Origin of the sequence: Arsenophonus endosymbiont of Apis mellifera, from assembly GCF_903968575.1 — a bacterium.
Taxonomy (GTDB): domain Bacteria; phylum Pseudomonadota; class Gammaproteobacteria; order Enterobacterales; family Enterobacteriaceae; genus Arsenophonus; species Arsenophonus apicola.
Genome location: NZ_CAJCFU010000071.1, coordinates 1 through 15,559 on the forward strand (window position 1 = coordinate 1; position 15,559 = coordinate 15,559).

Genomic DNA, 15,559 nt, shown 5'->3' on the forward strand with positions numbered 1-15,559 from the left:
CTTCGGGCTTTTCAAGCCCGACCAAATTCCCCTCCCACCTTATGTCGGTGGGAGTACCCTTTGGAGGTTAAGATGGTATTATTTCGCTATTCTGTTATTAGCGTGGAAAGGGTAATTATCTACTGATAAAACTGTTTCAACTTATATAATGCATAAATAAATGTTTGGGCAGTGAAAGTTAGGAGTCTTAATGGATCAACAATATTCAGCGATGCGCAGTAATGTAAGTATGTTAGGTAAATTATTAGGTGATACAATTAAAAATGCTTTGGGTGAGGATATCTTAGATAAAGTAGAATCTATCCGTAAATTATCAAAATCTTCCCGAGCAGGAAATAAAGCACAGCGTCAAGCTTTATTGAAAACCTTACAGAATCTCTCTAATGATGAACTACTGCCTGTCGCCAGGGCATTTAATCAATTTCTTAATCTAGCCAATGTCGCAGAGCAATACTATAGCATTTCTCCTCATGGTGAAGCATCCAGTAATCCTGAGGTATTGGCCAATCTTTTTACTCGCTTAAAAGAAAAACGATTTACTAAAAAGGTAATAACCAAAGCGATCGATGAATTATCGATTGAATTAGTCTTAACTGCCCATCCAACAGAAATTGCACGCCGAACTTTAATTCACAAATTGATTGAAGTGAATAGCTGTCTCGCACAGTTAGATCATGATGATTTAGTGGATTATGAACGTAATAATATTATGCGACGGTTACGTCAATTAATTGCCCAATGCTGGCATACTGATGAAATCCGCAAAAATCGCCCTACGCCGATTGATGAGGCCAAATGGGGTTTTACCGTGGTTGAAAACTCATTATGGGAAGGCGTTCCTGCTTTTTTACGTGAACTTAATGAACAGCTTGAAACGAGTTTGGCGATTAATTTACCTGTTGACACGAATTTGATCCGCTTCACTTCCTGGATGGGGGGAGATCGTGATGGTAATCCATTTGTTACCGCCGCTGTCACACAAGAAGCGCTTTTACTCAGTCGCTGGAAAGCCGCTGAACTTTTTTTAGCTGACATTCAAATCTTGGTCTCTGAATTATCAATGTCAGAAGCAACGCCTGAACTGAGACAATTAGCGGGTGGTGATGATATTGATGAGCCTTATCGTCAGATTGCAAAAGGTTTACGTAGTCGTTTACGTAATACACTCGATTATCTGGACAGTTGTATTAAAGGTGAAAAGGTCTTGCCACCTGAAGACTATCTTTATGATAATCAACAACTTTGGCAACCACTTTACACTTGTTATCAATCCCTGATTGCTTGCGGTATGCCAATTATCGCCAATGGACAATTACTCGATACCTTACGTCGCATTCGTTGTTTTGGTTTGCAATTAGTACGGATTGATATCCGGCAGGAAAGTAGCCGCCATACTGATGCATTAGCAGAGTTACTCCATTACCTTGAGTTAGGTGACTATAAAAATTGGTCAGAGGAAGAAAAACAGACTTTTCTATTGTCTGAACTCAGCTCTAAACGGCCACTTTGTCCGAAAAATTGGCAGCCTAGTGCAGAAACGCAAGAAGTATTAGCGACTTGCCAGGTGATTGCTGATTCACCGGCGGATGCTATTGCCGCTTATGTTATTTCCATGGCGAAAGTGCCATCTGATGTATTAGCGGTAAAATTGTTGCTTAAAGAAAGCGGATGTTCATTAAAACTGCCAGTGGTGCCACTATTTGAAACCCTAGATGATTTAAATAACGCTGAAAGTGTAATGCAAAAATTGCTCACTATTCCCTGGTATCGTGAGATTATCGATGATAAACAAATGGTTATGATCGGTTACTCAGATTCAGCCAAAGATGCAGGTGTGATGGCGGCTTCGTGGGCTCAGTATTGCGCTCAAGAAGCGCTGATTAAACTTTGTGACAAAGAAAAAGTTAAATTAACTCTATTCCATGGTCGTGGTGGTACCGTAGGCCGCGGCGGAGCACCCGCACATTCAGCGTTGCTGTCTCAGCCACCCGGTAGTTTAAAAGGCGGATTAAGAGCCACTGAGCAAGGGGAAATGATCCGCTTCAAGTATGGTTTACCACAAGTGACGATGAGTAGTTTATTTATTTATACTAGCGCAATACTGGAAGCTAATTTATTGCCACCACCAGAACCTAAACCGGAATGGCGTGCGGTTATGGAAATATTATCTGATATATCATGTAATATGTATCGCGATTATGTCTGCCAAAAACCGGATTTTGTTCCCTATTTTCGTGCTGCCACACCCGAGCTTGAATTAGCTAAATTACCACTAGGGTCGAGGCCGACAAAACGTCGTCAGGACGGGGGTGTAGAGACATTGCGGGCTATTCCATGGATTTTTGCCTGGTCGCAAAATCGCTTAATGTTACCTGCCTGGTTAGGCGCAGGGGCAGCATTGCAGCATGTGATTGATAGTGGCATGAAATCAGTGCTTGATGATATGTGGCATAACTGGCCTTTTTTTAAGACTCGCATTGCGATGTTGGAGATGGTTTTTGCTAAAGCTGATTTATGGTTAGCTGAATATTATGATCAGCGGCTGGTTGAAAAACGACTTTGGCCATTAGGCGAAGAGCTACGTCACCAGCTGGCGCAAGATATTAACAGTGTACTTGCTATCTCGAAAGATAAAACATTAATGGCGGATCTACCGTGGATTGCAGAATCCGTTGCCTTAAGAAATGTTTATACCGATCCTTTAAATGTCTTACAGGCGGAGTTATTGCATCGCTCTCGACAACAGCAACAACCGGATCCCTATATTGAACAAGCGCTAATGGTAACGATTGCCGGGATTGCTGCTGGCATGCGTAATACCGGATAAATTTTGTTCAAAACAGCCAATTAGCTGCTTTTGCAGCTAATTTTTGCTATCGCTAGTTTGCTTAGATTATTGAGTGTGAAATACTGACTTATAATCATGGAAATAAGCATATTTAATAATGAAAGGAGTTTATAATGCTAAATAATGTTAGCAGTTATCAGAGGATAAATGATCTTAATCCATTTATAAAAAAACAGATAATATAGGTAGTCGATTAAAACAACTAAAAAGTAGTATTACTAATGTCGTTAAAGATATTCGTAACACGATAATTCCGTCAGATTTACAGTTTTCAGTATCAGCAAGATATGATAAAAATTTTGCAACTCTTTGCCACATTATAAAAAGGAATATCGATATTAAAGGTAAAATTGCGACCAATTTTAGTGGCTATGAAAAAATTATTTATCTAGCTAAGACTGGTTATTTAAAGTCAGAAAGAACAGCGGTGCTTTTTAATACTTTACTTGCCGAAATAAAAAATAATTTAGTCCAATTAATTAACTTAAAAAATAATGATTTTGTATTATCTGAAAATATTGAGAAAAATTTTTTCAAAATAGTATATACTTTTCTTTTCTTTATCAATGGGTAACGCCAGAGAGTAGTAATATTTAAAAAATAGTCACTAGTATTTTTCTCAAAAATGGTGTTAATGATAAACAGTTTAATCTATTAATTGAGCTATGGAAAAAATAGTAGAGCCAAAGTTTATACAATACCTAAATCAGTTAAATTAGTCTCAATCTGATCCTTTATTGAAAGATATTTTTATACAAAAAACCTTGAAAATTATTCCTTACGCAAAGAAAAATTAGACAAAGTGAAGATATTAACAATTGTATTAAACCATTCACTCAATTTTATCTTTCAGACAATGTTGATGGTAAAAAGAAAATTATTGCTGATGTGAAAAAGTTAATATTGCAGCAAGATGAAGAGTTTAGTCAAATAGCAGAAAATTATTTCAGCAATTATCTATGGGTATCGAATAATGGTAACGTTATTAATATTTTTAAAAAGGCCTGGAGCCATGAAAATTATGCTAGCTTGCCTAAAATGAAAATCGCAAATATCTTAACTAGCTAACAATCTAATTGGGTTGATAGCTAAGAAAAATTTTTAATAAATGCTTTTATTTATCTTAATCCATTTTTAGCAGCTACGATCATAATAATTATCTTGATATTTTTAACAATAATTGGTGTCAAAAAAGTTACTCTAAACATCTTCTCTAAAGAGGAAAGTTTATTGTCATTTAGGGTTGCAAGAAGGGCCATTTAGAATGTAAGGAAAGCATTTGCTAACAAACAAGAGGAATAATTTTATCCCATCGTTTAAATGCCTTTGAAGCAATAATCTGCTCATTTCGGCGGATTATTTAACTTGATACAGTTCACATTTATTTCACTCAGCCAATATTATGTGTAAAATAACAGCATATGTGTAGATGCCTACCGGCAAGCCACTGCTTGGCCAGAGTCATTTAATCCTTTCCAGTTAGATAATATGGTAACAATTTGTGTCTATTGAAAATTTAAGAAATATCGCCATCATCGCCCACGTCGATCATGGAAAAACGACACTGGTCGATAAATTATTACAACAATCTGGCACCTTTGGTGAACGTAATAACCTCGATGAGCGTGTAATGGATTCCAATGACTTGGAAAAAGAGCGTGGCATCACAATTTTGGCAAAAAATACCGCCATCAAATGGCATGATTATCGAATTAATATTGTTGATACCCCGGGCCATGCTGATTTTGGTGGTGAGGTTGAACGGGTTATGTCAATGGTTGATAGTGTATTGCTATTGGTTGATGCAATGGACGGCCCGATGCCGCAAACCCGTTTCGTTACGCAAAAAGCCTTTGCTCACGGTTTAAAACCGATTGTGGTGGTTAATAAAATCGATCGTCCAGGTGCTAGGCCTGATTGGGTAGTTGATCAAGTTTTTGATCTGTTTGTCAACTTAGGGGCGACTGATGAGCAACTTGATTTTCCGATCATTTACGCCTCAGCCTTAAATGGTATTGCTGGAACCGATTATAATGAGATGGCGGCAGATATGACGCCACTCTATGAAGCAATCGTAAAATATGTTGCTCCGCCGCAGGTAGATCTGGCAGGTGCTTTCCAAATGCAAATATCTCAGCTTGATTACAATAATTATCTGGGTGTTATTGGTATTGGTCGCATTAAGCGTGGCGCGGTGAAACCCAATCAGACCATCACTATTGTCAATAGTGAAGGCAAAACACGTAGTGCTAAAGTGGGTAAGGTCTTAACGCATTTAGGATTAGAGCGTATCGACTCTGAAATTGCTCAAGCCGGTGATATTATTGCCTTAACAGGTCTGGGGGAATTAAATATATCAGATACCTTATGTGATCCAAATAATATTGAAGCATTACCAGCACTGGCCGTTGATGAGCCAACGGTAAGTATGTATTTTTGTGTTAATACTTCACCGTTTTGTGGCCGTGAAGGAAAATATGTAACTTCTCGTCAAATTTTAGATCGTCTGAAAAAAGAGTTAGTGCATAATGTTGCATTACGGGTAGAAGAGACTGAAGATCCCGATGCTTTCCGTGTTTCCGGTCGTGGTGAGTTGCACCTTTCAGTATTAATTGAAAACATGCGCCGTGAAGGTTTCGAATTAGCTGTTTCTCGACCTAAAGTAATTTTCCGTCAATTTGAAGGTCGTAAACAAGAACCTTTTGAACAGGTTACCCTCGATATTGAAGAGCGGCACCAAGGCGATGTTATGATGGCATTAGGTGAACGTAAAGGTGAACTGCGTGATATGTTGCCTGATGGAAAAGGACGAGTACGGCTTGATTATATTATTCCAAGTCGTGGGCTAATTGGTTTTCGAACTGAATTTATGACTATGACCTCAGGGACAGGCTTGCTGTATGCAACCTTTAGTCACTATGATGATGTGCGTCCTGGTGAAATTGGTCGCCGCCAAAATGGTGTCATGATCTCAAATGGTCAAGGTAAAGCGGTAGCTTATGCGCTTTATAGTTTGCAAGATCGGGGTAAGTTATTTCTTGGTCATGGTGCTGAAGTCTATGAAGGACAAATTATTGGTATCCATTCCCGCTCTAATGATTTGACTGTTAACTGTTTAACCGGTAAAAAATTGACCAATGTGCGTGCTTCAGGAACCGATGAAGCAACGACTTTATCCCCGCCGATCAAAAAAACATTAGAACAGGCGTTAGAATTTATCGATGATGATGAATTAGTGGAAGTTACGCCACAATCAATTCGTTTAAGAAAACGTTATTTAACAGAAAACGACCGCCGTCGTGCCTACCGAAATAAAGAAGTTTAAATAAAATTATTGGCTTTTTGATGCAAACAAAGGTGTTATATAATACCTTTGTTTGATTCTTATTGGTTATATAAAATGACTGTAAAGGATATGGTTTATTGTTTATGTTTAAATCGATTCTATAGCGTGTTATTAGCTACTTTTTAGAATTGAATCAATTATTATGATTAATTTCATTCGCAGTGGGCATGTTTGATCAGGCCGCTCTTGTTACTCAGATCAATTTTTGTAGGGGTTTTCTTGCCATTTTTCAGATTGAGTCGCTTTGTTTTTTTCGATGTACTCAGCTATTTCCTTTTCAGAACGTTGAATACACTTATTTACCCATTTTGGGTCGTCCCTATTTTTTTCTAAACATTTATCCGATCCTTGCTGTGCCTTTAAAAGAAAAACATGAGTATCCCAGTTATTTAAAAAATGTTGGTGTTTCTGACTACCATTTTTTGCCGCTATTTCTATATAGTGTTAAGCTTTATTGAGATCTTGTTGGACACCACGTTTCCCATAAAAGTAAATAACAAAAAGTGAGTCAATAGCGGCAAAGATTTTATTTCCGCCAATACGATAAGCTTTATCATAATAATCTATTGCTTTTAAAATATCTTTTTTGACCCCGTATCCATTTTTATACTTGGTAGCAGAATAATATAAAGCTACTACATTATTAGGATTAATTTCTAATGTCTTCAGTAAAAAATAGTTCGCAATATTACACTCTTCTTCTGCTCTAGCTTCTTGATATGGTTTACCTAATTCAAAACAGCCTACGGAAAATAAAGAAAACAGAGCATAATTACTGTACTCATCGTTTTCTTTTTCTCCCTTTTTAAAAAGCGCCACTACGTCTTGCTGTGTTTTTGGGCGAGGTGCATATTTAGGTAAATCAGGCATATCACGAAGTTCTAGCTCATTATAGTTATCTCCTAAGCGACTATCTCTTGGTGCAAGGTAGTTTTGCCCCCACGCTGGCTCATCCATAATCAGCATTCCCATCATCAATATACGAAAAATTTTCATTGTTATTAACCTAAATTATTAGCAACAAAAAAGACACTATGTTTCTGCTTTATTCGCGGTTAAATCTGGTGCGATAAAAATTGTTATTAAATAAAACCATTTATTTAATTAGCAGTTTAAATAATTAATAAATTTTAAATTGATAATTTTTGTATAATTTTGATTTTATATTCAATTAATAATGAAAATTTCATTTAATATAAAATTTTACTATTTTTTACAGTTATTAGATCAACAAAACATTGCGCTATCATTATACAATCAATAACAGATAACGTTAAAATTAGGTATTATGGTTATAGAATAATATGTTAAATAGCAAAAAATCAAAGTTATAATCCCACTACACAGGTTAACTAAGCCTTTTTTTTTTCAAGTCTATTCAATAGATAACTATCACTTTATAACCTGATTATCTAAAATTAAATAGTGTTAAAAGTTTTATATGCCTGATATTAATGGAGATTGCAATAAAATTATTTTCTAATTTTAAATTAATATACATGTCTATTTTTTTAATATGACTAATAATTAGTTTTAAATTTATTTTCATTGCATTAAGTTAATTTTATATTGCATCAATTAACTTAATAATTATTATGGAAGTTTTTTATTTATCATCAATTATTATTTTCTTCTGTTTGATTGCTTTAATAATGATATAGTAGAGTTATATTAATCACTATGGAGAGAATTTATGCTGTATATTTTCGATATGGGTAATGTAATTATTAATATCGACTTTAACCGAGCTCTACAGGTATGGAGTGAATTGAGTAAGATTCCAATTGCCAGTTTGGCGCAAAAATTTGAACTAGATGAAACAGTAAAACTCCATGAATGTGATAAAATTTCTGATTTTGAATTTGCTGAATTTACTAATGAAAAATTAGGTTTGTCGTTAAGTTTTGAAGAGTTTGCTCTAGGATGGAATGCTATCTTTGTTTCATTACGTTATGATGTGATTGAAATTATGACGCGCTTACGAGAGCAAGGCCATCGAGTTGTTATTTTATCGAATACAAATCGTTTACATCAAAATTATTGGCCCTCTCATTATCCTGAAATCGCAGCTTCTTCAGACTTTCTCTACTTATCCCAAGATCTCGGAATGCGTAAACCTGATCTGGAAATCTATAAATATGTTTTACAATCAGAGGGATTTGCTGCGAAAGACGCTATTTTTTTTGATGATAGCGAGGAAAATGTTACTGTAGCTGCACAGTTGGGTATTAAAAGCTGGCATGTTACTGATAAAAATAGTGTCGCAAAATATTTTGCTAACTATGATTTCAGCATCCTTGCCAAAGAGTAGTTATCGATATTGCAGAAATAATAGCTAGTTTATTATTATCTTTGTTGTTATACAGGATTTGTATGATTGCCCTAATTCAACGTGTGACTCAGGCTAATGTGATAGTTAAAGAAAAATGTGTTGGTCAAATTGCCGAAGGTTTATTAGTTTTTTTAGCGATTGAAAAAGAGGATAGTGAGCAGAAAGCTAAACGGTTGTGTGAAAAAATTATTGGTTATCGTGTTTTTAATGATGAGCAGAATAAAATGAATTTGAGTATTCAGCAAGTAGGCGGAAGTTTGCTGGTTGTTTCCCAATTTACCTTAGCGGCTGATACCAAAAAAGGAATGAGACCTGGTTTTTCAAATAGTGCGTCTGCTGATAAAGCCAATGCACTCTATCATTATTTTATTGAACAGTGCCGATCGAAAGGAATAAAAGCAGAAACAGGGCAGTTTGCTGCTGATATGCAAATTAGTTTAACGAATAATGGTCCAGTAACATTTTACTTGCAGGTTTAGTCTATAAACTCTGCCATTATTTATTAAAAGGAGGGAATTTTATGTATCATCTGCGAGTACCAAAAACAGAAGCCGATTTTAAAAATTATTATCAGTTTCGTTGGGAGATGTTGCGTAAACCTTTCCATCAACCACCCGGCTCTGAAAAAGACGGTTATGATTCCACTGCTCATCATCAGATGATAGTGAATGAAGCGGGTCAAATACTTGCCATTGGTCGCTTATATATAAATGCAGATGATGAAGGCGCTATCCGTTTTTTATCAGTCCATCCTAGTATGCGAGGTAAAGGATTAGGAAAACTGATTGCCATGGCATTGGAATCTGTTGCCCGTCAGGAAGGTGTAAAAAGAATTGTTTCTAGTGTCCGTGAGGAGGCAGTGCCTTTTTTTCGTTGTTTAGGATTTAAAAATCGGGGTCCTATTGCAAGTCAGCTTCTTACACCAGTGAAGCACTTTTTGATGATAAAAAAGGTACAAACGCTGGATAAAATTTTGCGTAGACCTGACTGGTGTAATCAATTACAAAAAATTTGGCATGAAAAAATTCCTTTAAGCGACAAGATGGGAATAAAGATCATACAGTATACCGGTCAGAGTTTTATCACCAGTATGTCTGAAGGCAGAAATCAAAATCCACACCATAGTATTTTTGCGGGTAGTCAGTTTTCACTAGCCACTTTAACCGGTTGGGGGCTGATATGGTTATTGCTACAGGAAAGACATTGGGTGGTAATATTATTTTGGTTGATGGGCATATTCGTTATCATAAACCAATTGTTGGTCGTCCAAATGCAGTGGCTGATCTTTGTAATATACGCGGTGCGTTAGATCGGCTTGCAAGAGGATGCCAGGCAGTAGTCGAGTTAGATGTCGATATTGGTAGTGAAAAAAGTGCTCACGCCTCACTATTTACCGGCACTTACATGGTATTAGCTGATCGTAAAAAACAGAAATGATGTGGCTTGCTAGCCATAATGCAAAAATTGTCAGCTAATCGATGCAACTAAGGTTTTTCTTCGTTAGCGGTAGTTAATGGTATTTGACTATCACTTTGTACCGTTATTTCACCTTTGATCATAGAGTAAGCCTTTTTTTCTCCACTAACGGTTTGATAGAATAGTTCTCCTGTCAATGTTTGCGCGATCGGTTTAGCCAACAAGTTGCCTTTAAGTGTGAAATCGAAATCTGCTAATGTTTGTATGGGTAAATTTTTCCATCCCCAATGATTTAATATTGCTAAATCTACATTTATTCCATTGGCTGATAATGAAAAAGCACCATCATTGGCCTGCTGTTGAATATTTGCAGTCAATTTTACTAAGCCATTTTCGACATTACTATTGAGCTCGGCCTTAAAAGAGCGGTCGCTGTGGGGTAGAACTTGTATATAAGGTTGTCGTAACGTAATTTGGTTTAAGGTACCACTACTAGCCATAAACCCGCCTTTTCCCTGCCATAATCCCCATTTTTTTTGTTTGATTAAATCTATATTGGACAAATAACCATTAACATTGGTCAATTCAAAGGGAAAATTAACGTTAACATCCATAAGTAAAGAATTAGTTAATTTAAAATTGGTAATATGTAATGAATTCAGCCAATTAGGTACGACAGATTGAAAAAAATTAAACCAATCATCCGCTAATTGATAACGTATGCCGGCTAATTGTGCGTTAATAATATTGATAGATTGCTGTTTGGTATGCCATTTTGCTTCGATGTTAAAAAGACCTTTGTCATAATAGCCAGCAAGACGGTTTATATGCAGAATATCATTGGCAAATGTCATATCGGCCATTAGTTGACTAATTTGCTGATTTTTATATATTAATTCATCTATATTTAGACTAATTTCACTGTTGGAATGGTTCCAGTTGCCTGCCGAAAGGACGATGTTATTCACTTTACCTGATAAGCCGGCAATGGCCCAATCTTTTCCTTCGAAGTGGGTATCAGTCAAATTCAGCTGTTTTATGTTTAATTTTTTAATATCTAGTAGCTTATTGGCCAATTGGGAAAGTGATGAAGAAAATTGCCAACCGGTATTGGTTAACATCAGTTTTGCTAAGGTAAGTGCTTGATCGGTGTATTGAATAGCGCTTGCATTAATGACCCCATTATTGAGATAGGCAGAAAGCTCATTGATGAAAAGAAAATTAGTTTTATAACTTCCTTTTACAAGCAAGGTTGTTAAGTGAATGTTATTAATTTCAAACTGCTCGGTAGTGAATTGAAAATTTCCCTCTCCAAATGGGTTATGAGCAGTTGGTTGCCAGGGTATTATTCCACCTGTCATATTGTTTGCCGACAGACCAATATTGCCGATTCGATAGCTAACATTCATGTTTTCTAGCTGCAATATTTTGCTATTGAAAGGAAAAATTTGGCGGGAAGAGGGTAGCGTTAATTCACCTTCAGTAACAATTAACCGATGTAACCATGAGTCTGTAAATATTTTTTGCCACTGCAATTCAAAGGTAATTTGTTTGACATTTAGCTTAAAGCTATTTTGTTTATTATGAATAGCAATATCTTGTAATACAATTTCGCCAGGCCTAGTTAGGTGATGACTAATAACACCTATTTTTACATCGTACAGGGTATATTTGCTTAGTATGTCACTTAATTGTTTTGCCCCCCACTGGGTTTGTATGATCAGATATATAAATATAATCAGTATAACAAGCGTAAGAATCAGGTTTTTTAGCCAGCGCAACCGTATGCCCTCTTTATCATTATTGTTTAGTTACAATCTTACTTTATGCTGTGATGAACTATTTGGATTAATATTAAAATAAAAAGAAATTATTTGGCTAATGAAATTTTTAGCATCACCAACAAAAATAGTAGATGGTGTGGATAAACCTATTCTCAGAATTTATTTACCAGGGTTTGAAAAGCTAAAGACATAATTAATATATGGCTTTTAACGGATAAAGAGCCCATTTTAATGGTTAAATTTAAGAATAGTTATTTATCGATTAGAATATACTCTTAAAAATGCTTAATCCTATCAAATTTTTGTTTTTCACTTGTGTTCAAATGAAAAATTAACTTTAATCAATGAGCCTGCTTTTTGTGTTGTGACATAACATTCACTACATCCTTTTTGTTTTTTCATAGAAATTAACAATAAAATGAGGTACGTAAATGTATCATCTTGATGTCTATGGCACCTTTGTTGCTGCCACTTTAGTATTATTACTTGGACGTAAACTTGTACAATCGGTCGCTATTCTAAAAAGATATACTATTCCTGAACCCGTTGCCGGTGGGTTACTTGTTGCTCTCATTCTTTTGTTATTGAAGACAACGTTAGATTGGGGAGTAAGCTTTGACTTATCTTTGCAAGAGCCCATGATGTTAGCTTTTTTTGCCACAATTGGACTCAATGCTAATTTACTTAGCTTAAAAGCGGGTGGTAAAACGCTACTTATTTTCATCTTTGTAGTTATGGGTTTACTGCTAGTGCAAAATACAGTCGGTATTGCTTTGGCAAAGTTATTGGGTCTCGATCCATTGATGGGTTTATTAGCCGGTTCCATTACATTGTCTGGTGGTCATGGTACCGGCGGTGCTTGGGGTAAAGTTTTTACCGAATATTATGGCTTTCAGAGTGCGACTGAAGTTGCAATGGCTTGTGCAACATTTGGTTTAGTATTTGGTGGATTAATTGGTGGTCCGATAGCGCGCTTTTTGGTTCGTAATATGAAAACACCAGCAGTGAGTCAAGATTATGACGATAATAAAGAAATGCCTATGGCATTTGAAAAGCCACAAACAGGACGAGTAATAAGTTCTTTAGTGTTAATAGAAACATTAGCCATGATTGCTATTTGTATGGTGGTGGGTAAATTTATTTCGCAATGGCTATTGGACAGTTATCAGTTTACTGTACCTACTTTTGTTTGTGTCTTATTTACTGGGGTTATTTTAAGTAATAGCTTATCATGGGTTGGTTTCTACCGAGTATTTGATCGCGCGGTTTCAGTTTTAGGTAATGTTAGTTTGTCACTTTTTTTAGCAATGGCATTGATGAGTTTAAAACTTTGGGAACTTGCTTCGTTAGCCATACCGATGCTCATTATTTTACTAATACAAGCGATTGTCATGGGGCTTTATGCTATTTTTGTTACCTTTCCAATTATGGGTAAAAATTATGATGCCGCAGTATTAGCAGCTGGTCATTGTGGTTTTGGTTTAGGAGCAACGCCGACCGCAATTGCTAATATGCAAGCCGTAACAGAACGGTTTGGCCCTTCTCATTTGGCTTTTCTTGTCGTACCAATGGTGGGTGCTTTCTTTATTGATATTATTAATGCATTAGTGATTAAATTTTATCTATGGTTACCCATATTTTCAGCACCAATAATGAATGGATAACAGAAATATCATTGATTAATGTAACGGAGCCGCTGATTTTCAGCGGTTTTTTGCTTAGTAATCAATTGATGTGGTTAATTAATATTAGGCGTTGCTGTATTGTGAACGTTCAGGTAACCAACGTTCGATCAGAGCATTGCTATGGAGCGGATAATGTTGTTGCAAATATTGAGCGGTATTCCTGATTTCCGGCAGTAGGTCTTGATCGCGCATTAAGTCAGCCACTTTGAATTCTGCATTGCCTGTTTGGCGAGTACCTAACAACTCTCCTGGGCCACGAATTTCTAAGTCTTTTTGTGCAATGACAAAACCATCATTACTATCTCTGAGTACCTGTAAACGTAATTTAGTCGCGTAAGTGAGTGGTGTTTTATACAGTAATACACAATGTGAGGCAATATTGCCCCTGCCAACGCGGCCTCTTAATTGATGCAATTGGGCAAGCCCTAAACGCTCAGGATTTTCAATAATCATTAAACTAGCGTTTGGCACATCGACTCCAACTTCAATAACCGTCGTTGCGACTAACAGTTGTAGTTTATTGGTGGTAAAATCTGCCATCACTTGTTGTTTCTCAGCCGATTTCATCCGACCATGTACTAAGCCAATATTTAATTCAGGCAATGCGCGCGCAAGTTCTTCTTGTGTCGCTTGAGCCGCTTGTGCTTCAAGCACTTCAGAGTCATCAATTAATGTGCATACCCAATATACTTGTCGCTTTTCTATCTGGCAGGCTTTTTTTACTCGTTGAATAACTTCATTGCGGCGGCTATCAGGAATGGCAACTGTTGTGACGGGAGTTCTGCCGGGTGGTAATTCATCAATAACTGAATTATCCAGATCCGCATAAGCCGTCATAGCGAGTGTACGTGGGATCGGCGTTGCAGTCATAATTAATTGATGAGGATAAATACCATGCTGCTGACCCTTTTCCCATAGCGCCAGACGTTGATGTACACCAAAGCGATGTTGTTCATCAATGATCACTAATGCTAAGGCGTTGAATTCGACTTGTTGTTGAAAAATGGCATGGGTACCAATTATCATTGCGACTTCGCCTCGTGCAATAGCTTCTTGTTGACTCAGCCTGGCTTTTCCTTTTTGTTTACCTGATAACCAACCAACTTGGATACCAAGTGGTTCTAGCCATTGGCGAAAAGTATTGGCATGCTGTTCTGCTAATAACTCAGTAGGTGCCATTAGTGCAGCCTGTTTACCATGAGCAATAGCACGAATTGCGGCAAATAGTGCCACTAATGTTTTACCAGAACCGACATCGCCTTGGACTAAACGCATCATAGGGCTGGCTTTAGCCATATCCGCTTCAATTTCACTGACAACTCTTTGTTGGGCTTTGGTTGGTGAATAGGGTAATCGTGTCAGCAACTGTTGTTTTAATTTTTTTTCTGCTGGTAGTGGTTGGGCAGAAAATTGTTGGGTTTCACTCCGAACCGTTAGCATACTTAACTGATGAGCTAATAACTCCTCAAAAATTAATCTGTGTTGCGCCGGATGTTTACCCTTTTCCAGTATATTCAGTGGAATATCGGGTGGCGGACGATGAAGAGTTTTAATAGCTTGTGGTAAGCTTATTAGCCCTTGATTAAACGGCGCAGGGATCAACTCATTGATCGCACAGGTATCAAGTAGCGTTAGCGCTTGATCAATAAGTTTGCGTAAAGTTATCTGACGTATCCCTTCAGTTGTTGGATAAATGGGTGTTAATGTATCTTGCAACTCAATATTGTCGGCATTAGGTTTTATTTTATATTCGGGATGAATAATTTCTGGCCCTAAGTTGCCTCGCCGTATTTCACCATAAGCAATAACAAATTTACCAGTGGCTAGGCTATTTTTCATAGCGGTAGAAAAATTAAAAAACCGCAGGGTTAATATTCCTGAACCATCACTAATTTGGCTGGTCATCATTCGTTTACGTCCAAAGACGATTTTAGTTTGTAATATTTCGCCGCTGACGGTCACAGTGCTGCCCGGTTGAACATCACTAATTGTATAAAGTTGAGTTTGATCTTCATAACGTAAAGGTAGGTGAAAGAGGAGATCCTGGATAGTACGAAGGCCAATTTTATTGAGTTTTTCTGCTTGTGATGCACCTACACCGTTTAGTGATGTTAATGGAATAGCATCAAGTAATTTCCCCCGCATGCG

General features: G+C 36.8%; 8 protein-coding genes and 1 pseudogene. 6 read left to right on the top strand and 3 right to left on the bottom strand.

Annotated elements, in window-relative coordinates; translation table 11 throughout:
- Positions 1 to 190 precede the first annotated feature (190 nt).
- Entirely contained in the window at positions 191 to 2,827 is a 2,637-nt protein-coding gene (ppc, locus tag H1X92_RS11740) for a phosphoenolpyruvate carboxylase (protein WP_180560329.1), read from the top strand.
- Between the two features lie 1,522 nt (positions 2,828 to 4,349).
- Positions 4,350 to 6,173 (top strand): ribosome-dependent GTPase TypA, encoded by a 1,824-nt coding sequence (gene typA / locus H1X92_RS11745; protein WP_180560330.1) that lies wholly within the window; start codon positions 4,350 to 4,352, stop codon positions 6,171 to 6,173.
- A gap of 465 nt (positions 6,174 to 6,638) precedes the next feature.
- On the opposite strand, the gene H1X92_RS11750 is transcribed toward typA, so the two are convergent.
- The gene (locus H1X92_RS11750) at positions 6,639 to 7,190 is read right to left on the bottom strand and encodes a sel1 repeat family protein (RefSeq protein WP_180560331.1); all 552 of its coding nucleotides are present in this window, start codon (positions 7,188 to 7,190) and stop codon (positions 6,639 to 6,641) included.
- A 697-nt stretch (positions 7,191 to 7,887) separates the two neighbouring features.
- Here H1X92_RS11750 and yihX point away from each other — a divergent pair.
- The 3 genes and pseudogenes from yihX to fabY all read left to right on the top strand — a co-directional run bounded on the left by yihX (position 7,888) and on the right by fabY (position 9,963).
- Positions 7,888 to 8,505 (top strand): glucose-1-phosphatase, encoded by a 618-nt coding sequence (gene yihX / locus H1X92_RS11755; RefSeq protein ID WP_180560332.1) that lies wholly within the window; start codon positions 7,888 to 7,890, stop codon positions 8,503 to 8,505.
- Between the two features lie 62 nt (positions 8,506 to 8,567).
- Positions 8,568 to 9,005, top strand: a complete 438-nt coding sequence (gene dtd / locus H1X92_RS11760; RefSeq protein ID WP_180560333.1) for a D-aminoacyl-tRNA deacylase — start codon at positions 8,568 to 8,570, stop codon at positions 9,003 to 9,005.
- A gap of 41 nt (positions 9,006 to 9,046) precedes the next feature.
- Positions 9,047 to 9,963: pseudogene (gene fabY, locus H1X92_RS11765) on the top strand (fatty acid biosynthesis protein FabY).
- A 47-nt stretch (positions 9,964 to 10,010) separates the two neighbouring features.
- Here the strand turns inward: fabY and H1X92_RS11770 are convergent.
- Positions 10,011 to 11,723, bottom strand: a complete 1,713-nt coding sequence (locus H1X92_RS11770) for a hypothetical protein (RefSeq protein WP_180560334.1) — start codon at positions 11,721 to 11,723, stop codon at positions 10,011 to 10,013.
- Positions 11,724 to 12,157: 434 nt separating this feature from the next.
- On the opposite strand from H1X92_RS11770, the gene gltS reads away from it, so the two are divergent.
- Positions 12,158 to 13,390 carry a sodium/glutamate symporter gene (gene gltS, locus H1X92_RS11775; protein WP_180560335.1) on the top strand — a complete coding sequence of 411 codons (1,233 nt, stop codon included), beginning with the start codon at positions 12,158 to 12,160 and terminating at the stop codon, positions 13,388 to 13,390.
- Between the two features lie 84 nt (positions 13,391 to 13,474).
- Here the strand turns inward: gltS and recG are convergent, their stop codons facing one another.
- The gene (gene recG, locus H1X92_RS11780; protein WP_180560336.1) at positions 13,475 to 15,556 is read right to left on the bottom strand and encodes an ATP-dependent DNA helicase RecG; all 2,082 of its coding nucleotides are present in this window, start codon (positions 15,554 to 15,556) and stop codon (positions 13,475 to 13,477) included.
- Positions 15,557 to 15,559 lie beyond the last annotated feature (3 nt).

Coding starts and splice junctions, on each gene's coding strand:
- recG (WP_180560336.1), bottom strand. CDS start 15,556: ATGCGGGGGAAATTACTTGATGCTATTCCATTAACATCACTAAACGGT.
- ppc (WP_180560329.1), top strand. CDS start 191: ATGGATCAACAATATTCAGCGATGCGCAGTAATGTAAGTATGTTAGGT.
- dtd (WP_180560333.1), top strand. CDS start 8,568: ATGATTGCCCTAATTCAACGTGTGACTCAGGCTAATGTGATAGTTAAA.
- yihX (WP_180560332.1), top strand. CDS start 7,888: ATGCTGTATATTTTCGATATGGGTAATGTAATTATTAATATCGACTTT.
- H1X92_RS11750 (WP_180560331.1), bottom strand. CDS start 7,190: ATGAAAATTTTTCGTATATTGATGATGGGAATGCTGATTATGGATGAG.
- gltS (WP_180560335.1), top strand. CDS start 12,158: ATGTATCATCTTGATGTCTATGGCACCTTTGTTGCTGCCACTTTAGTA.